General features: G+C 49.6%; 20 protein-coding genes. 9 read left to right on the top strand and 11 right to left on the bottom strand.

Annotated features, from left to right (window positions below):
- Positions 1-57 precede the first annotated feature (57 nt).
- Positions 58-396, top strand: coding sequence for a P-II family nitrogen regulator (locus BBP27_RS03290; protein WP_003746874.1), 339 nt, complete (start codon positions 58-60; stop codon positions 394-396).
- 389 nt (positions 397-785) lie between these two features.
- The gene (gene mpl / locus BBP27_RS03285) at positions 786-2,162 is read left to right on the top strand and encodes a UDP-N-acetylmuramate:L-alanyl-gamma-D-glutamyl-meso-diaminopimelate ligase (protein ID WP_049323196.1); all 1,377 of its coding nucleotides are present in this window, start codon (positions 786-788) and stop codon (positions 2,160-2,162) included.
- A 69-nt stretch (positions 2,163-2,231) separates the two neighbouring features.
- Here the strand turns inward: mpl and BBP27_RS03280 are convergent, their stop codons facing one another.
- The 5 genes from BBP27_RS03280 to lon all read right to left on the bottom strand — a co-directional run bounded on the left by BBP27_RS03280 (position 2,232) and on the right by lon (position 7,789).
- Complete coding sequence (locus BBP27_RS03280; protein ID WP_003683546.1) at positions 2,232-2,360, bottom strand: FeoB-associated Cys-rich membrane protein; 129 nt, start codon at positions 2,358-2,360, stop codon at positions 2,232-2,234.
- A complete protein-coding gene (gene feoB, locus BBP27_RS03275) occupies positions 2,357-4,225 on the bottom strand; it encodes a ferrous iron transporter B (protein ID WP_049323195.1) in 1,869 nt (622 codons plus the stop codon). Before feoB ends, BBP27_RS03280 begins: the two co-directional genes overlap by 4 nt.
- Before the next feature lie 27 nt (positions 4,226-4,252).
- Positions 4,253-4,522: a FeoA family protein gene (locus BBP27_RS03270; protein WP_003746882.1), complete on the bottom strand. Its 270-nt coding sequence runs from the start codon at positions 4,520-4,522 to the stop codon at positions 4,253-4,255.
- Between the two features lie 351 nt (positions 4,523-4,873).
- Positions 4,874-5,143: an HU family DNA-binding protein gene (locus tag BBP27_RS03265; protein WP_003683413.1), complete on the bottom strand. Its 270-nt coding sequence runs from the start codon at positions 5,141-5,143 to the stop codon at positions 4,874-4,876.
- A gap of 186 nt (positions 5,144-5,329) precedes the next feature.
- Positions 5,330-7,789 (bottom strand): endopeptidase La, encoded by a 2,460-nt coding sequence (gene lon / locus BBP27_RS03260; RefSeq protein ID WP_188211690.1) that lies wholly within the window; start codon positions 7,787-7,789, stop codon positions 5,330-5,332.
- A 213-nt stretch (positions 7,790-8,002) separates the two neighbouring features.
- Here lon and BBP27_RS03255 point away from each other — a divergent pair, with 213 nt between their 5' ends.
- The 3 genes from BBP27_RS03255 to lipA all read left to right on the top strand — a co-directional run bounded on the left by BBP27_RS03255 (position 8,003) and on the right by lipA (position 9,994).
- Positions 8,003-8,278: an HP0495 family protein gene (locus tag BBP27_RS03255; protein ID WP_003746890.1), complete on the top strand. Its 276-nt coding sequence runs from the start codon at positions 8,003-8,005 to the stop codon at positions 8,276-8,278.
- Positions 8,278-8,880, top strand: coding sequence for a lipoyl(octanoyl) transferase LipB (lipB, locus tag BBP27_RS03250; protein ID WP_188211689.1), 603 nt, complete (start codon positions 8,278-8,280; stop codon positions 8,878-8,880). Before BBP27_RS03255 ends, lipB begins: the two co-directional genes overlap by 1 nt.
- A 130-nt stretch (positions 8,881-9,010) precedes the next feature.
- Positions 9,011-9,994 (top strand): lipoyl synthase, encoded by a 984-nt coding sequence (lipA, locus tag BBP27_RS03245; RefSeq protein ID WP_049349829.1) that lies wholly within the window; start codon positions 9,011-9,013, stop codon positions 9,992-9,994.
- 205 nt (positions 9,995-10,199) lie between these two features.
- Here lipA and hemB read toward each other — a convergent pair whose 3' ends face one another.
- From hemB to ybaK, 5 genes are all read right to left on the bottom strand, one after another.
- Positions 10,200-11,201 carry a porphobilinogen synthase gene (gene hemB / locus BBP27_RS03240; protein ID WP_188211688.1) on the bottom strand — a complete coding sequence of 334 codons (1,002 nt, stop codon included), beginning with the start codon at positions 11,199-11,201 and terminating at the stop codon, positions 10,200-10,202.
- Between the two features lie 32 nt (positions 11,202-11,233).
- Positions 11,234-11,944 carry a DUF6973 domain-containing protein gene (locus BBP27_RS03235; protein WP_036491232.1) on the bottom strand — a complete coding sequence of 237 codons (711 nt, stop codon included), beginning with the start codon at positions 11,942-11,944 and terminating at the stop codon, positions 11,234-11,236.
- Positions 11,945-12,103: 159 nt separating this feature from the next.
- Entirely contained in the window at positions 12,104-12,976 is an 873-nt protein-coding gene (locus tag BBP27_RS03230; protein WP_188211687.1) for a DMT family transporter, read from the bottom strand.
- 3 nt (positions 12,977-12,979) lie between these two features.
- Positions 12,980-13,612 carry a DnaJ domain-containing protein gene (locus BBP27_RS03225; RefSeq protein WP_188211686.1) on the bottom strand — a complete coding sequence of 211 codons (633 nt, stop codon included), beginning with the start codon at positions 13,610-13,612 and terminating at the stop codon, positions 12,980-12,982.
- 15 nt (positions 13,613-13,627) lie between these two features.
- Entirely contained in the window at positions 13,628-14,113 is a 486-nt protein-coding gene (gene ybaK / locus BBP27_RS03220; RefSeq protein ID WP_004519716.1) for a Cys-tRNA(Pro) deacylase, read from the bottom strand.
- 98 nt (positions 14,114-14,211) lie between these two features.
- Between ybaK and BBP27_RS03215 the strand changes: the two genes are divergently transcribed.
- Together BBP27_RS03215 and ttcA are read left to right on the top strand one after the other, a co-directional pair.
- Positions 14,212-14,565, top strand: a complete 354-nt coding sequence (locus BBP27_RS03215; protein WP_049349838.1) for a RidA family protein — start codon at positions 14,212-14,214, stop codon at positions 14,563-14,565.
- Between the two features lie 128 nt (positions 14,566-14,693).
- Positions 14,694-15,653, top strand: a complete 960-nt coding sequence (gene ttcA, locus BBP27_RS03210) for a tRNA 2-thiocytidine(32) synthetase TtcA (protein WP_188211685.1) — start codon at positions 14,694-14,696, stop codon at positions 15,651-15,653.
- 91 nt (positions 15,654-15,744) lie between these two features.
- Here ttcA and BBP27_RS03205 read toward each other — a convergent pair whose 3' ends face one another.
- Positions 15,745-16,365: a TetR/AcrR family transcriptional regulator gene (locus BBP27_RS03205; RefSeq protein WP_188211684.1), complete on the bottom strand. Its 621-nt coding sequence runs from the start codon at positions 16,363-16,365 to the stop codon at positions 15,745-15,747.
- Between the two features lie 550 nt (positions 16,366-16,915).
- Between BBP27_RS03205 and BBP27_RS03200 the strand changes: the two genes are divergently transcribed.
- On the top strand, positions 16,916-18,961 hold the full coding sequence (locus BBP27_RS03200; RefSeq protein WP_188211683.1) for a TonB-dependent receptor: 2,046 nt from the start codon (positions 16,916-16,918) through the stop codon (positions 18,959-18,961).
- A 96-nt stretch (positions 18,962-19,057) separates the two neighbouring features.
- The gene (locus BBP27_RS03195) at positions 19,058-19,456 is read left to right on the top strand and encodes an extensin (RefSeq protein WP_188211682.1); all 399 of its coding nucleotides are present in this window, start codon (positions 19,058-19,060) and stop codon (positions 19,454-19,456) included.
- The last annotated feature ends 82 nt before the right edge of the window (positions 19,457-19,538 follow it).

The raw sequence follows: 19,538 nt of genomic DNA, 5'->3' as shown, positions 1-19,538 counted from the left end.
GGAACAAAGGCCGTCTGAATGTTTCAGACGGCCTTTTCTCAAATAAGGAGATTTAATATGAAAAAAATCGAAGCCATTATCAAACCTTTTAAACTCGACGATGTGCGCGAAGTCTTGACCGAAATCGGCATTACCGGCATGACCGTCAGCGAAGTCAAAGGCTTTGGCCGCCAAAAAGGTCATACGGAAATTTATCGCGGTGCAGAATACGCGGTTGATTTCCTGCCCAAAGTGAAAATCGAATTGGTATTGGCTGACGACAAAGTCGATCAGGCTGTTGATGCCATTTTGGAAACCGCACATTCCGGCAAAATCGGGGACGGTAAAATCTTCATTTATCCAGTTGAAGAAGCTATCCGCATCCGTACCGGCGAACGTTCGGATGCTGCGCTTTAATAGAAATCACAAGATACAGAAACAAATGCCGTCTGAAAAAAGCCATGACTTGTTTTAATCAGGGCTTATTTTTCAGACGGCATTATTTAAATACCCCCCATTTTCTAAAATTTATCCAAGTAAACCTATTACCGAAAACCTCACGCTATCAAGCATGGATAAATTCAAGGCAATGCTTCCCTTGACCTTCATGAACGACTTTACCGTATTAAATAACTCTTTTCAAAGTAATACTTACCCAATCAAAACCTCAACGCCCTCCCTTTAAAATCAAATCCCTTATATTTTTTTCCTATTCTTATTGTTGTCTAACTTTTCAGACGACCCCTTTATCCAAACTCCGTTATAATGACGGCTTTACAATTAATTTATCCAAAGACAGTCTTATCATGAAACACATCCACATTATCGGTATCGGCGGCACATTTATGGGCGGCGTAGCAGCTATTGCCAAAGAAGCAGGTTTTAAAGTCAGCGGTTGCGACGCCAAGATGTATCCGCCGATGAGCACCCAGCTTGAAGCCTTGGGCATTGACGTACACGAAGGTTTTGATGCCGCTCAATTGGACGAATTTAAAGCCGATATTTATGTTATCGGTAATGTTGCCAAACGCGGCATGGATGTGATTGAAGCCATTTTAAACAAAGGCCTGCCTTATACTTCCGGCCCGCAATGGCTGGCTGAAAACGTATTGCATCGGCACTGGGTGCTCGGCGTAGCCGGAACACACGGCAAAACAACCACAGCCTCCATGCTGGCATGGGTCTTAGAATATGCCGGACTCGCACCGGGCTTCCTCATCGGCGGAGTACCGGAAAACTTCAGCGTTTCCGCCCGCCTGCCACAAACGCCGCGCCAAGACCCGAACAGCAAATCGCCGTTTTTCGTTATCGAAGCCGACGAATACGACACCGCCTTTTTTGACAAACGCTCCAAATTTGTACACTACCGTCCGCGTACTGCCATTTTGAACAATCTGGAATTCGACCACGCCGACATTTTTGCCGATTTGGGCGCCATTCAAACCCAATTCCATCATTTGGTACGCACCGTGCCGTCTGAAGGCCTTATCGTCTGCAACGGACAACAACAAAGCCTGCAAGACACTTTGGACAAAGGCTGCTGGACGCCGGTGGAAAAATTCGGTACCGAACAAGGCTGGCAGGTTGGTACCGTCCATGCCGACGGCTCGTTTGACATATGCCATCATGGCGAAACGGTCGGACACGTCGCTTGGGAACTGATGGGCGAACACAACCGCATGAACGCCCTCGCCGTTATCGCTGCCGCGCGTCATGCCGGCGTCGATATTCAGACCGCCTGCGAAGCCTTGAGCGCGTTTAAAAACGTCAAACGCCGCATGGAAATCAAAGGCACGGTGAACGGCATCACCGTTTACGACGATTTCGCCCACCACCCGACCGCCATCGAAACCACCATCGAAGGCCTGCGCCAGCGCGTCGGCAACGCCCGCATCCTCGCCGTCCTCGAGCCGCGCTCCAACACCATGAAACTCGGCACCATGAAAGCCGCCCTGCCCGCAAGCCTCAAAGGTGCCGACCAAGTGTTCTGCTACGCCGGCGGCGTGGACTGGGACGTTGCCGAAGCCCTCGCGCCTTTGGGTGGCAAGCTGCACGTCGGCAAAGACTTCGATGCCTTTGTTGCCGAAATCGTGAAAAATGCCGAGGCAGGCGACCATATTTTAGTCATGAGCAACGGCGGCTTCGGCGGAATACACGGAAAGCTGTTGGAAGCATTGAAATAAGCCTTCTCCAATAACCAAGGCCGTCTGAAACAGTTTCAGACGGCCTTTTACTTATCTAACCCTCTTTATTTAACCGCAACCACCGCATTTGCCGCAGCCACTGCTGCAGTCGCGTTTTTTCGGTTTGAACACGAATTTTCGCAAGAGGAAGAATACGCAGGCGAGCATAATCAAGCCGACGATAATATATTGAGTCATGACGATAGTATCCTTGAAGAAAGTTGGTAAACCACAAATGCGGCAAAATAAGCCATCAGGAACAAATAGCCTGTAATCATAAGCATATTTTTCGTGGATTTGGTTTCGCGTCTAATCACGGTCAAAGTCGCGGCACACATCGGAGCATACACATACCAAGCCAAGAAGGCAAAGGCGGTCGGCAAGCCCCAGTTGTTGTGTATGATGGGAATTAATGCGTTTTGTACGGCATCTTCAGACGACGCGCTGACGGCATAAACGGTACCCAATGCGGCAACGACCACTTCGCGCGCGGCAATACCCGGAATCATGGCGATACACATTTCCCAAGTAAAACCCAAAGGTGCAAAAAACGGCTGAATAGCATGACCAAGCGTACCTGCCAAGCTGTAATCGATGGCGGCACCGGTTGCGCCTTCAGGCGGTTGCGGCCAGCTTACCAAGCCCCACAGAACCACGGCCAACGCAAAAATGATGGTACCCGCGCGTTTCAGGAAGGCTTTTACCCTATCCCACAAGCTGGTCATGATGTGTTTGAAGTTAGGCGTACGGAAAGTCGGCAATTCCATCAAAAGTGGGAATTGTTGCACATTGCCTTTCATCCGCGCCAAGCGTTTCATGATATACGCTGCCAATGCGGCCGACAGAATGCCTACGATATAAAGAATAAACAATGTCAGGCCTTGCAGGTTGAAAATCCCACCCACTGTACGGTCAGGAATAACAGCGGCGATAATCAGCGCATACACCGGCAAACGTGCGGAACAAGTCAGCAACGGCGCAACCGCGATGGTAACAAGGCGTTCGCGCGGGTCGTTAATGGTACGCGCCGACATCACGGCAGGAACGGCACAGGCAAAGCTGGACAAAAGGGGAATAAACGAACGGCCGGACAAACCGCTTTTTGCCATGATGTTATCCAGCAGGAAGGCTGCACGCGGCAGATAGCCTGAGTCTTCCAATAGCAGGATAAAGGCAAACAAAATCGTAATCTGAGGCAGGAACACCAACACGCTGCCCAAACCGGCAATGACGCCGTTGACCAGCAAATCGTTGAGGATGCCCGGCTCCATGTTGGCGCCTATCCATTCGCCCAGCGCGGTAAAGCCACCTTCGATGGCGTCCATAATCGGCGCCGCCCATGTGTAAACCGCTTGGAACACCATAAACAGGATGACCAGCAGCATAATCATGCCCCAGACGGGGTGCAGCACGATGTCGTCGAGTTTTTTGTGCCATGCGGGCAGCGTCATCTGGGTGCGTACCACTTGTGCCAAAATCGATTCGACTTCTTGATAAAGTTTGTCGCTATCCAGCGCATCGAGCGTGCGTTCGGCAGAGGCGGGGTTTGCGGGGAAAGAGCGTTTGCGCGGCAGCTTCGCCACGGCTTCGCGTACAGCCTGTACACCCGACGCGCTCACTGCAACTGTTTCCAAAACAGGTGCATCCAACAACTCGCTCAGTTTGGCCGCGTCGATATTCAAGCCCCTTTTGCGGGCCACGTCGCTCAAATTCAGCGACACCACCATAGGCAGTCCCAGCGTTTTCAGTTCCAAAATCATGCGCAGGGTCATACGCAGGTTGGTCGCGTCGGCAACGGCAATAATGGCATCGGGCGGAATGCCCATCTTGCCTACCATTACATCTTTCGCCACCGCTTCGTCGGGGCTGGTCGTGCGTAGGCTGTATGTGCCCGGCAGGTCGATAATGCGGACGGCCTCGTCGTCGAGGAAGGCGCCCTCGCGCTTATCGACAGTTACGCCCGGATAATTGGCAACCTTGGCATGTGAGCCGGTCAAACCGTTGAACAAAACGGTTTTGCCGCAGTTTGGCGCGCCAATCAAGGCAAAATAGCTTAGTTCCATCATTTTTCCTTATTCTTTCAGACGGCCTTAAACGGCCTCAACGATACGACACATAATCTTCCCGGCCTCTTCCGAACGCAGGGAAAATTGGGATTGGTTACCCAAGCGTACTGCAAACGGTCCTCTTCCAAAACCGCCGACTGCAATCACTTGCAACGGCATTCCGCTGGAAAAACCCAAATCTGCAAGACGACGGGTTACCAAGGTATCCAAATCACCAAAAACAGGATTGGGAGCAATGGAATCAATATGTACGACTGCGCCTTTTTTCAGGCGCGACAAAGGAACAGCAGACATAAGTCTCTCTTTTCTTTTTGTTTTAAAAATAGATTATTGAAAAAACGTGAGAAGTATGATGAATGTGTAGCACATTTGAAAGATTGTTTACGAATGGCTATTTGCCCCTTCTTTCGATAAGTGCGGTTTGTTTTGAATACTGTTATTGTTTCCCTTAATGATAAGGTATATCAATATAAAAATCAAATGTAACAAGATAAACTAAAAAGGCTAAAATCCTTTTATCATTAGGATTTCAGCCTTTTTATGCACTCAACAAACTAAAGGCCGTCTGAAAGGTTTCAGACGGCCTTCAAAATAAAAAACCGAATCAAATCGGTTTTTTATTCCCATTCAGGGAAAGACTCTAAATTACAGAGCGTCTTTCAATGCTTTACCGGCACGGAATTTAGGAGTTTTAGCAGCAGCAATAGTCAAAGGCTCGCCAGTTTTTGGGTTGCGGCCTTGACGTTCGGCGCGTTCGCCGACGTAGAAAGTACCGAAACCGACCAGAGTAACAGTGTCGCCGTTTTTCAATGCGTTGGTTACGGCATTAGTAGTAGCATCCAAAGCTTTTTGCGCAGCAGATTTGGAAATGCCGGCTTCTTGAGCAATTGCTTCGATCAATTCAGACTTGTTCACAATTAGTCCCTTCCTATCGTATAAAGATGATGAAATGCCCGAATACTCGGGGCTTGAGCGCTTTCAAAGCACATACGCACTTTATAGCAATTCTGAAATTATCATGTCAAGTAAAAAATGTGGAATTGCCCTATTTTTGGGGCATTCAGGGCAAAACCACATTTTTTGCAACATCAGACAGCCAACTTAATGCTTGGTTGCTTTTGTTCTTGACTTTGTCTTAGGAGTTTGCACGGTCTCGGCAACTGCTAATTCGGCAACCCATTGCTCAGGCTGAGTTTCCAGACCCAAAGCCAACACTTCATCAATCCATTTGACCGGATGGATGGTCAGACCGGTTTTGACATTTTCAGGGATTTCTTCCAAATCTTTGACGTTGTCTTTCGGAATCAATACATGCTTGATGCCGCCGCGCAAAGCAGCCAGCAGTTTTTCTTTCAAACCGCCGATCGGCAACACTTCGCCACGCAAAGTGATTTCACCGGTCATCGCTACATCCGCACGCACCGGAATTTTAGTAAAGGCAGAAACCATCGCCAAAGTCATGGCAATACCTGCGCTCGGACCGTCTTTCGGCGTCGCACCTTCCGGTACATGGATGTGAATGTCTTTCTTCTCGTAAAAATCAGGAGCCAGACCCACTGATTCGGCACGGGAACGGACAACCGACCATGCGGCCGATACCGATTCTTTCATCACGTCGCCCAGTTGGCCGGTACATTGAATTGTACCCTTGCCCGGCAAGGCAACCGCCTCAACAGTCAACAACTCGCCACCAACTTCGGTCCAAGCCAGACCGGTTACCTGACCGATGCGGTTTTCGCTTTCGGCCACGCCATAGTCGAAACGGCGCACGCCTAGATAGTCATGCAGATTTCTCTCTGTAACTTTAATTGCTTTAGGCTTGGCCTTGCTTGCTGTTTTGGATTTGGACGCTTTTTTCTTGTCCTCATTCAAGGTAACCTGCATTACTACTTTGCGGCAGATTTTGGCAATTTCGCGATCCAACGAGCGAACACCTGCCTCGCGGGTGTAGTAACGGATAATATCGCGCACCGCACTTTCATCAACCACCAACTCACCCTCTTTCACACCATTGCGCTTCATTTGTTTCGGCACAAGGTATTGCATGGCAATATTGATTTTTTCATCTTCTGTATAACCGGACAGACGGATGATTTCCATACGGTCAAGCAGCGGAGTCGGGATATTCAAGCTGTTTGAAGTGGCAATAAACATCACATCGCTCAAATCGTAATCGACTTCGGCATAGTGGTCGGCGAACTTATTGTTTTGCTCAGGATCGAGCACCTCGAGCAATGCACTGGCCGGATCGCCACGAAAATCGCTGCCCATTTTGTCGATTTCATCAAGCAGGAACAATGGATTTTTCACACCCGCTTTTGCCATGTTTTGCAGGATTTTGCCCGGCATAGAGCCGATATAGGTACGGCGGTGGCCGCGGATTTCGCTTTCATCACGCACGCCGCCTAATGCCATACGCACATATTGACGGCCTGTGGCTTTGGCAATTGATTCGCCCAAGGAAGTTTTACCCACCCCCGGAGGGCCGACCAAACACAAAATCGGGCCTTTGAGCTTGTCCATACGTTTCTGAACGGCCAAATATTCCAAAATGCGCTCTTTGACTTTTTCTAAACCATAATGGTCGGCATTCAAAATCAAATCAGCCTTGGCAATATCTTTGCTGACACGGGATTTTTTCTTCCACGGCAACTCAAGCAAAGTATCGATGTAGTTGCGCACGACGGTAGATTCCGCAGACATCGGCGGCATCATTTTCAGTTTTTTCAATTCAGACAGACATTTTTCTTCAGCCTCTTTGCTCATGCCTGCTTCTTTGATTTTTGCTTCCAACGCGTCCAGCTCGCCGCGCTCGTCTTCTTCGCCCAATTCTTTCTGAATCGCTTTCACTTGCTCATTCAAGTAATACTCGCGTTGGGATTTTTCCATTTGACGTTTTACACGGCCACGGATACGTTTCTCGACCTGCATGATGTCGAGTTCGGCTTCCAACTGAGCCAGCAGAAATTCCAAACGTTCGACAATGCCGGCGGTCTCCAGCACATATTGACGCTGCTCCAACTTCAGCTGCAAATGGGCGGCAATCGTATCGGCAAGACGGCTGTTGTCATCGATACTGCTGATGGTACTGATGACTTCTGCAGGGATTTTTTTGTTCAATTTCGCATATTGCTCAAATTGAGTCAGCAAGGTACGGCGCAAGGCTTCAATTTCGGGATTGTCCTTGTCGCTGTTTTCATCAATCGCCTCAACATGGGATAAAAACAGTCCGCCTGTTTCGTCAACTGTCAACGCACGCGCACGACGGATACCTTCTACCAATACTTTAACGGTGCCATCAGGCAGCTTCAAAACCTGCAAAACTTGGGCAACCGTACCGGTTTGGTGCAAATCTTCAGCTTTAGGGTCTTCTGTATTAGGGTCAAGCTGGGCCAACAGGAAAACCGGATCATCATTAGCCATTGCCGCCTCAAGGGCTGCAATCGATTTAGGACGACCGACGAACAGCGGCAATACCATATGCGGATACACCACGACATCGCGTAAAGGCAAAGTAGCCAGCGCACTGTATTCCTCGAAATATTTGTCTTTTGTCGGCATAGTTAATAATCTCAATCATTGTTAAATCAGAATGTAGCTCAAAATTGGGCTGAAGCGCTCCATTTCAAGACTTGAAAACAGCTTATCCGCACCTATTTTCGAAAACATCATTTTTAATAGCCCGATATGGACGTTTACGATAAAATATATCGGATTTTGGGCCGTCTGAAAACTTTTCAGACGGCCCTGGCAAACCAAACAAGGTAGTAAACCATGACAGACTCAACCGAAAAAAAATCATTAATTGAATTCCCTTGCACCTTTCCTGTAAAAGTCATGGGCGCGGTTCATCCGGAATTTGAATCCGCCATCTTGGAAACTGTGCGCAAACATGCTCCCGATACCGAGCCGCACCACATCACTACGCGCCCAAGCAGCAAAGGCAACTATACCGGCGCGACTGTCCATGTAAATGTTGAAAATCAAGAGCAGCTCGACAATATCTACCGCGACCTGACTTCCCACGAATTGGTTAAAGTGGTGTTGTAATGAAAATCGTGCACAAAGGCTTGGTCGATTACCTGCCGACTTTCGAAGCCATGAAGGCATTCAATGCCTCGCGTGACGAAAATACCGAAGACGAATTATGGGTGGTCGAACATCCGCCCGTATTTACCCAAGGCTTGGCCGGCAAACCCGAACACCTCCTCATCCGCGACGATATACCCGTTGTCCAAATTGACAGAGGCGGTCAAATTACTTATCACGGTCCCGGTCAATTAGTCGTCTATACGATGATCAATTTCAAACGCCGTAAGACCAGCGTCCGCCATATCGTTTCCGCACTTGAAAACAGCATTATCGCCACATTGGCAGAATACGGCATTGAAGCAGCCGCCGATCCCAAACGCCCCGGCGTTTATGTCGGCGCGCGTAAAATCGCTTCCCTGGGCCTGCGTATTAAAGACGGCTCCGTTTACCACGGTTTGGCGCTCAACGTGAACATGGATTTAAGTCCGTTTACCTACATCAACCCCTGCGGTTATGCCGGTATGGAAATGACCCAAATTGCCGACTATGTCTCTCCGGCACCCAGTTTGGCAGAAGTTGCAGACAAACTGACCAAGCATTTACAAAAAGAGCTGGCATAAGGCCGTCTGAAAAAATCCGTCACACTGCCATCTTTTAACCGCCCTCTGAACTTGCCCATAAACTTTTAGGTACAAATCCTCCTATAAGCTTTTCAGACGGCCTTTATAACGACAGAAAGAACACATCACCATGAGTGAAGAAGTAAAAAACGACCCCAAACGCGGCATCAAACTGAAAGGCGCAGACAAAACTGCACGCATTCCGATTAAAGTGGTTCCATTGGAACAAAAATTGAAAAAGCCCGAATGGATCCGCGCCAAACTACCGGGCAAGAAATTCTTTGAAATCAAAAATATTCTTCGCGAACAAAAAATGCATACCGTGTGCGAAGAAGCATCTTGTCCCAATATCAGCGAATGCTTTACCAAGGGTACGGCCACATTCATGATTATGGGCGATATTTGTACCCGCCGCTGCCCATTCTGCGACGTTGGCCACGGCCGCCCGAATATGCTGGATCCTGATGAGCCTAAACATTTGGCAGAATCCGTCAAAGCCATGAACCTGCGCTATGTCGTCATTACATCTGTCGACCGCGACGATTTGCGCGATGGCGGCGCACAACACTTCGCTGACTGCATCAAAGCCATCCGCGAAACCAGCCCGAATACCAAAATCGAGATCCTCGTTCCCGACTTCCGCGGCCGCTTGGACATCGCATTGAAAATCTTGGCAGAAACACCGCCTGACGTGATGAACCACAATTTGGAAACCCATCCGCGCCTGTATAAAAAAGCCCGTCCGGGTGCCAACTACCAGCACTCCCTCGACCTTCTGCGCCGCTACAAAGAAATGATGCCGCATATCCCGACCAAATCCGGCATCATGGTCGGCTTGGGCGAAACAGACGAGGACGTGCGCGAAATCATGCGCGATATGCGTGCCAACAATATCGAGATGATTACCATCGGCCAATATCTGCAACCTTCAGACGGCCACCTGCCTGTCCTACGCTATGTAACGCCCGACCAATTCAAAGTTTTTGAAAAAGAAGCATACGAATTGGGCTTTACCAATGCCGCCATCGGTGCAATGGTCCGCTCCAGCTACCACGCAGACGAACAAGCAGCCGAAGCATTGCGTGAAACCCACGGCGGTTGCAGCCATCACTAAAGTTTAAATCATATAAGGCCATCTGAAAAATAAGAAAACTGTTTTTTCAGACGGCCTTTATTTGGTCATAACTTACTATACAAAATTTTTTAGATTTTCAAAGTATAAACCTTAGTTGGGCTCTATTGAGCCAATCTTAAGTAATACAAAAAAGCGGCAAAACAGGATAAACACTGTTTGCCGCTTTTTAATTTATTTCTTTATTTTACTTCTTCAACAATTTTGCCGCTTCAATCGCATAGTAAGTCAAAATACCATCGGCACCGGCGCGTTTGAATGCCAATAGGCTTTCCAAAATGGTTTTCTCACCATCCAACCAGCCATTTTGAATGGCAGCCTGAAGCATGGCATATTCACCGGAAACTTGGTAAGCATAAGTCGGTACGCCGAACTCATCTTTAACTCGGCGGACGACATCCAGATACGGCAAACCCGGTTTTACCATGACCATATCTGCACCCTCTTGAATATCCAATGCGACTTCGTGCAAGGCTTCGTTAGTGTTTGCAGGGTCCATTTGGTAGGTTTTCTTGTCTGCCTTACCCAAATTGCCGGAGCTGCCGACGGCATCGCGGAACGGGCCGTAGAATGCTGAAGCATATTTTGCCGAATACGCCATAATGCGTGTATGGATATGTCCGGCATCTTCCAAGGCTTCACGGATGGCAAGAATGCGTCCGTCCATCATGTCTGACGGGGCAATGACTTGTGCGCCTGCATCGGCATGACACAAAGCCTGTTTTACCAAAACTTCAATGGTTTCATCGTTAAGGACATAGCCATTTGCATCAGTTAAACCGTCTTGGCCGTGAATGGTATAGGGGTCCAAGGCAACGTCAGTCATGATACCCAGCTCTGGAAATTTCTCGCGCAGGGTTCGTACTATTGTCGGCACCAAGCCTTCAGGGTTATAAGCTTCCTCCGCAAACTCGGTCTTGTTTTGTGTTACCACGGGAAACAAAGCCAGCATAGGAATACCGAGATTCAGCGCCTCTTCAGCGGTAAACAACAATTTATCCAAACTTTGGCGTTTGACGCCGGGCATAGACGGCACTGCCTCTTCCTGGTTCTGACCTTCCAATACAAAAACCGGATAGATTAAATCATCTGCCGTCAAAGTATGCTCGCGCATCAGACGGCGTGAAAAATCGTCTTTACGCATACGGCGCATACGGGTGTTTGAGACATAACGCGGAGGGAAATTCATAACAATTGCCTTTCAATAATGAAGTCTTAAAATCAGTCTTCGACTTGACGTATGGCTTTGACCGAACGTTTGATTTCGCTGAGCGTACCGGTTTTATAACTATTACGTTCCTGCTCGGTCATACCGTTTTGATCCAATTTGGCGATATTTTTCAATGCCTCGGCATATTGGCCGTCTGAAAGTTTTTCCTGTTTGATGTGCCAACGGTTTTTCACTTCGGAAGCCGTCCACAAGCCTACTTTGTTGTAGTAGAACAAAATGCTTGCCGCCAGCGTCTTCATATCGCTGTCGGGTTTGGCACTGCCGATACTGCGGCCGATACGGTTGTTACGTTGATCGACCGCCTGGTCGGCAAGGTAACGGCTGAAATAATCGTCTTTACCTTCTCGCAACTCCATATCCGTCAGGCGTGCATTACCTGCTTTTTCGGCAATAATGCTGTCGAATTTAGAAGCAATCGCCGCCTGCCATAATGCTTGGCGTACGGCATTGACCTGTGTTCCCCTGCTGTCGCCGTTTGCTTTGTCATCCAAACCTGTACGCTCGGCAAAGCGTGTGGCATTACTGGTCATATTGATTAAGCCTTCATCCTCCATCCCGATGACTTGGGCGGCCACGGGATGGTTAAGTGCAAATTGTGCCATTTTACTGCGGCGGCTTTGATCTTCCTGATACGATTGGCAACCGGACAATACCAGCATGCCGAGAACGGCGCATTGAATGTGTTTTTTAATATGTTTCATGATGTAACTATCGATATTATTGTGTGAGTTCAACTTATTGTTTAACATAGAAACGCCCGTAAGCGCAAAATAATTCCCATACGGCCAAATCGGCGCATGAATGGCTATTTTATAATAAAAATAAGGCCGTCTGAAAATTTTCAGACGGCATAAGTATTTTTAACCTACCAAGCTTCGAATTTGCGGCCAATAAAACAGACAGGCTATCGAGCAAATAGCAATACTGATACCGGCTGCATTAATGCTGCTGATTTTTTCTTTAAACATTGCCGCACCAATCAGCGTACCCAAAACAATCACGCCGATGTTCATACCGGCAAACACCAAGGTCGGATTATCCTTCATGATTTGGTGTGCCGAGATGTAGGTAACAATATTCAAAAAGTTCAGGCAGCCTAAAATCATACCGCCCAAGATGCCTTCTTTAGTCCACTTGCTCCCTTTGGCAAACAGGTAGCCAAACATCAAGATACCGGCCAAACAAAATGCCACCAGCAAATTGCCGGCAAACGCGGTACCGCTCTTTGCCACTTGTTTGAACAAAATATCAATGACGCCATAGCCGCACCAAACGCCCAAAAGCAGCATCACTTGCGTACTGAGACCGCCGGATTTCTTACCGCCATCGCTTTTCCAAAGTAAGAAAAACAATGCTGTAAATGCCAATACCAAACCAATCAGACGGCCTTCGGTCAACTGCTCATGGAAAAGCGTGAATGAAGCTATAATGGGCAAAAACAGCGATAAGCGTTGTGCCGCGTCCGATTTGACGATACCTGCCGCATCGACGGATTTGCCCATAATGACAAACACGCTTGGCAACAAGATACCCAAAGCCGCAAAGAGCCACCAAGTCGGTAAAAACACCTGCGGACTACTCAAATCGGGTTTTAACACCAGCATGGTCAAAGTGACGGCAACGATATAGTTCACCGCCACCGCCTGCTCAATATTGATTTTTTGCTTGCGCGCCACTTTCAGCAATACGGAAACCAACACGCTGCAAACGATACTTGCCAATAAATATGCCATGCTTTAAAACCATCCTTGAGTAGGAACAGGCTTATCTTCATTCAGTTTAATCAGTCCGACGACTACGCGATAAATGAGCCAAATACCGGTTGCCACCAAAATCAGCCAACCGATTAAGATAAGTATGGTCAACATCCCGAAAAGCATACCCACCAAAGACACCCAAAATGTCTTGGTCAAATAGTCAATATGGCTGGCATAAATACTGCCTTGCGCCTCATCGCGTTTGACATATGCCAAAATCACACCGACAACGGGTGCAAACCAGATAAACAGGCCCAACGCATAGGTAATATAGGCGATAAAAACATAGTTTTTCACTTCAGAATTAGACGTATTGGCCATATTGGCCTCCGTATTATTGTTCCCTGTATTATGGTTTTCCGTATGATTGACCACCGTATTATTGAAGCCGTTGTCTTGAGCTTCCTGAGGCTCGTACTGCATCGCCGCATCATAAGCCAGACGTTTTTCCGGATGGGACAACACTTCAAACGCCTGTCCGATGGCTTTGAAACGCTCCGCATCTTTCTGAATATCCGGATTGGCAACCAATTTGCCGTAAGCCTCGCGGATAACGTTAATATCCGCATCCTGAGACACACCCAAGATTTCGTATAAATTTAATTGTTCCATCTTTATTCCTATCCTTTATGCATCCACTGCAACATGAACATCTTGCGGGTTGAGCGTACGCAGGTTTTCAGGCTTCATGCCCACGATAAAACCGCGTTTGCCGCCATTGATAAAAATCTCGTCCAAAGCCCAAATGCTTTCTTCCACATAAACCGGCAACGCGGTTTTCATACCGAACGGCGATGTCCCGCCGACCAAATAGCCCGTCCATTTCGCCGCCTGATCCGCCGTTGCCGGCTCGATGTGTTTCAAGCCCAGTTCACGCGCCAGATTGCGGGTGGAAATATGTTTGTCGCCATGCATTAAAACAACCAAGCCTTTTTTATGCTCATCCTGCAAAACAATCGTTTTGATGACCTGATGCTCGGGCTTGCCCGTGCACTCGGCAAAACGCGCCGTACCGCCATGTTCTTCATACGCATAAACATAAGGGACAAAATCGATTTTCTTACTGCGTAAAAAGCGCACTGCCTGCGTAACCGGATATTCTGCTTTACTCATGGTTGTTTGCCGCCACCCTTTTCAGACGGCCCCTCTTAAATGTGGAACGTAAACAACTGCAATGTTACCATACCTTCTTTTTGAAATCAGGAGACAACATGGACATCCGCTATCTTGGCACAAGCAAACGCTATTCGGAAGCCGTCGTAGCCAACGGCTTGGTTTTCCTATCCGGCATGGTTCCCGAAAATCCTGAAGCCGATGCCAAAGCGCAAACTGAAAATGTTTTGGCGCAAATCGATTCATGGCTCGCCCAATGCCAATCCGACAAAGCACACATTTTAGAAGCCACCATCTATCTGCCCGATATGAACGACTACGCCGCCATGAACGAAGCCTGGGACGCATGGACAGCCCCCGAGCGCGCTCCGGCCCGCGCCTGCGTGGAAGCAAAACTGGCCTCACCCGACTGGAAGGTTGAAATCAAAATTACCGCCCTTCAAATCAAATAAAGCGCAAATATCAGGCCGTCTGAAAATGCCGCATTGACCAAGCAAGCGCAGTTTTTCAGACGGCCTTTATTCTTTTGCGGTACAATACCGCCCTTAAATTTTTCTATTATTTCAAAGCACAAACAGCCATGTCCAAAAAAACCAAACAAGAATTAGAAAACAACAAACTCAGCAAACGCCTGCGCCACGCCGTCGGCGATGCCATTAACGATTTCAACATGATCGAGCCGGGCGACAAAATCATGGTCTGCCTCTCCGGCGGCAAAGACAGCTACGCCCTATTAGACATTCTGCGCCAGCTTCAAGCCAGCGCGCCGATTGATTTCGAGCTGGTTGCCGTCAATCTTGACCAAAAGCAGCCTGGCTTCCCCGAAGAAGTATTGCCGACCTATCTCGAAAGCATCGGCGTTCCCTACAAAATCGTTGAAGAAGACACCTACTCCACCGTCAAACGTGTGTTGGACGAAGGCAAAACGACTTGTTCGCTGTGCAGCCGCCTGCGCCGCGGCATCCTCTACCGCACCGCAAAAGAATTGGGCTGCACCAAAATCGCCTTGGGACACCACCGCGACGACATCCTCGCCACCATGTTCCTGAATATGTTCTACGGCGGCAAACTCAAAGCCATGCCGCCCAAACTGGTCAGCGACAACGGCGAACACATCGTCATCCGTCCTCTCGCATATGTCAAAGAGAAGGAATTGATCAAATATGCCGAGCTGAAACAATTCCCAATTATTCCATGCAACCTCTGCGGCTCTCAGCCCAACTTGCAACGCCAAGTCATCGGCGATATGCTGCGCGATTGGGACAAACGTTTTCCCGGCCGTATCGAGTCCATGTTCTCCGCCCTACAAAACGTCGTTCCTTCGCATTTGGCCGATACCGAACTCTTCGACTTTGTCGGCCTGGAACGCGGTCAAAACCTGAAACATGGTGGCGACTTGGCGTTTGACAGCGAAAAAATGCCGGAACGTTTCTCCGACGGCAGCGAAGAAGACGAAAGTGAAATCAAAATCGAGCCGCAAAAAGCCGAACGCAAAGTCATCAATATTCTGGCAAACAAACCTAAAACCTGCGGTTTATAATTCCATTTAATATTCAGACGGCCTTTCGGTAGCTATTTACCGAAAGGCCGTCTGAATATTCATATTTGAAATTTTTGCTATTCTTTTTTATCTATTCTTTCCCTGACAAACCGTGCAGCAGCAATCCCAATACGTCTTGCGGCAACTTTTGCGGCGCGGCGGCATAAAGCGCGGTCAGTTGCGGATGGCGCATCAATATATCCGCCTGACGGATGAACAGGTCGATGAGTTCCACCGACAAATCGGGCTGAATCAGGCGGCGTTGTTGCAGCGTGTGGAAGAATCCGCGCATAAAGGCGTATTTTTCTTCGTTCAACCCATGGAAAAACCGCTCCAACTCTAAATCGGTATTCTCTTCGATGTCGCGCAGGAAAGCGGCGGAATAAAGTTCTTCAAACGATTGTTTTTGCAGGGCAAACACAGCCTCAGCGGCTTCGCGCAGGCTGCATTGCCGTGCAAGCAGATTTTCAAATTCGGCACGGACGCGGTTTTTCTGCTCGGTAACAATTTCCTGCAAGAGTGCGTTTTTACCGCTGTAATATTTGTAAAAAGTGACGCGGCTGACGCTGGCCTCGGCGCAGATACTGCCTACGGATACGGCGGAAAAACCGTGTTCGCGGAACAGGCGGCGGGCGGTGTCGGCTATAGTTTGTTGTTTGCTGGCAGTCATGACGGTAGGAAGGTTTTGATTTTGTTTATAAAGGGTTCTCACTAAAGTTATCCGCAAATCGGATACTCATCATAATAGTGGATTAACTTTAAACCAGTACGGCGTTGCCTCGCCTTAGCTCAAAGAGAACGATTCTCTAAGGTGCTGAAGCACCAAGTGAATCGGTTCCGTACTATCTGTACTGTCTGCGGCTTCGTCGCCTTGTCCTGATTTTTGTTAATCCACTATATTTTCCCACGGCGGCAATGGCAATATGGTGGCGTTTCAGACGGCCTCTTTCCTTGTCCCTCGCTCCGCCCTACGGATGAGGACTGTCGGAAGTTTAACAGGCCAAATTCATGAAGATTACAGAATCTCCCTCCTCCAACCTCTCCCCCAAAATAGGAGAGGGATTTTTTTGGACGATTCACAAGATAAGAGGGGAAGTAAAGTGAATGATAAACACTTGCATTCCTGTTTCTTATTTCTTATACTTTACATTAATAGTTTGTTTTATGTAAATGTGTAAACACAAATATTTGCATACTGACGGAGCAATTGGATTGCCTGATGTTCAATCCGCCCCGATATATGCCGTCTGAAAGGATAAGAAATGCAGAAACACACCCTCCGCCGCCTCCCCCTATTGATTGCCGCCGCCTTTGCCTCCGAATGGATTTATGCCGTCGATGCGGCGCAAGACGCGGAACAGGTGCAGTTGGAAGAAGTCGTCGTCACCGGTGAACGCACCAATCGCAGCGGCTTTGAAACCGCCACGTCCAACCGCGTTTTCTCGACGCCGAACATCGACCGCAGCGGCCACAACCTTTCCGCAACCGACCTGCTCAAACAGACTGTGAACACGGTGGACTTGGGCAGCGGCAACGATTTGCCGACCGTGCGCGGCGTTGACGGCTCAGGCCCCGCCGTCGGCGCGGTGGCGTTTTTCGCAGGCACTCGGCCGCGCCTGAACCTGTCCATAGACGGCCGCTCCGCCACTTACAACGAATACGCCTTCGGCACGCAGTCGCTGTGGGACATGCAGCAGGTGGAAGTCTTGCGCGGGCCGCAAAGCCATGTGCGCGGGCAGAACGCGGTGGCGGGCGCGGTGGTGATGCGTTCCAAAGACCCAACTGACGAATGGGAAGGCGCGCTGCGCTTGGGTTTGGGCAACCAGAAAACGCGCAATGTCGCCGGCGTAGTGTCTGGCCCGATTGTGAAAAACAACCTTACCTTCCGCCTGAGTGCGGAGCGGCAGCAGCGCGAAAGCTACGAACCGTTCGTGTCCTACGAGCCGACCGGCAACCCACGCCGCGTAGAAAACACCAACGTACGCTTCAAACTCCTGCTCACGCCCGAAAACCATCCCGATTTTTACAGCCGCCTGACGCTGAACCACATCCGTTCGCGCGCACCGCAAAACGAAATCATGGGCAACACCGCCAGTCGCCGTTTTTTAAAGGAAAAGCCCGTGTTCGTAACCGGCTCGACATCGGGCATCTGGGACGTCTCGTGGCAGCTTAACGACTATCTGAAACTGGAAAACAAACTGGTTTACGGCCGCTACCACAACGAGCGGCTGCACCTGCCGATGACCGTCAGCCCGCAAGGCGTGCCTGCCGAACTCAAAGGCCGCGAACTGCAATGGGAGCCGGTATTGCATTTTTCCAACAAAGGCCGTCTGAAAGGCCTTGCCGGGCTGCACTACTTCCGAAGCAAACAAGACGAATGGGTAGATATCCGCAACGTTGGCGGCCGCAACACCTTTGACGACCGCAACAGCGTACGCGCCCTGTTTGCCGAAACCACATACAGCCCCAGCGAAAAATGGGACATCACGGCCGCCGCCCGCATTGAAAAAGAAACGCACAAACGAAGCGGCGGCAGCGGCGCACTGCACCTCGATTTAGACAAAGGCCAGACCGTCTTCCTGCCCAAAATCGACATCGCCTTCAAACCCACCGACCAATGGGTCAGCGGCATCAAAGCCGCGCGCGGCTACAATCCCGGCGGCGCGGGCATCACCTTCGACCGCCCCGTCGTAACCTACACTTATGAACCCGAATATGTGAATAACTACGAGTGGTACACCCGCTGGCGCAGCGCAGACCGCCGCCTGCAACTCTCCGGCAACCTGTTCCTGAACCACTACCGCGACATGCAGCTCCCCTTCTATCTCGGCACCAACTCCGTCGTCATCCGCAACGCCCAAAAAGTCCACACCTACGGCGCGGAACTCGCCGCCGACTGGCAGGCGACCGACAGCCTGAAACTCACCACCGGACTGGGGCTGCTCAACACCAAAATCAAAAGCTATCCCGACAGCAGCATCGAAGGCAACAAACTCGGCCGCGCGCCCAAATACACCGCCAACATCGGCGTGAAATACCTGAACGACAAAGGTTGGGAAGCCGGCGGCGACGTGCGCTTCTACGGCGGCTACTACTCCGCCGCCGACAATGCCGAATCAGGCAAAATCGGCGCATACAACCAAGTCAACCTCTACACTGCCTACAACTTCAAACAAGGCCGCGTCTCGCTCTACGCCGACAACGTGTTCAACCGCCGCCGACCCATATTCATTTCCAGCGCCGACCGCCAAGACGCACTCTACCAACGCCCCAGAAGCGTGGGTGTGAGCGCGGAATGGAAGTTTTAAATGAAACTGAAATGATCGAGGCCGTCTGAAAAAACATAGGTCGGACATTTATGCCCGACCTACTGTTTATTCCTCCAAAATACCCAAAGGAATCCCATGCACTACTTCACCCCCGCCAAAACCCTGCCCGAAGGTACCATCTACCTGACAGACCTGACCCACGTCGCCGACTTCGCCGACTGGCTGGCCGAATTCGAAACCCTGTTAAACCAAAACCCCCGCTTCGCCACCGTCTGCACCCCGATGCGGCGGCAGGTGAGCGACGAACAGCGCATTGCCGACCGCAAAACCTACATCGAATGGATAAAGGCACATCGGCCGCAACTGTCCGAACGCTGCGCCGCCATGCTCCTCATCGAACCCAACGCGGCGCAACTGGCATTTTTCCGCGAACAATCGTCCAAACTCGGCCCCGCGCTGGGCGTGAACTACATCGTCGAAGCAGATGAAACAACCGCCCTGCTTCGCGCAGAAGAAGCATTGAAGGCCGTCTGAAAAGATACTAAACCTATTTAAATACAAATCAAGTATTGCCACCCAATATGTTCAGACGGCCTTGTCCCTTTATTCGCCTCAT

The organism is Neisseria sp. RH3002v2g (assembly GCF_014596425.2).
In the GTDB taxonomy this organism is placed as follows: Bacteria; Pseudomonadota; Gammaproteobacteria; order Burkholderiales; family Neisseriaceae; genus Neisseria.
This window is presented reverse-complemented; position numbering and strand designations above follow the sequence as displayed.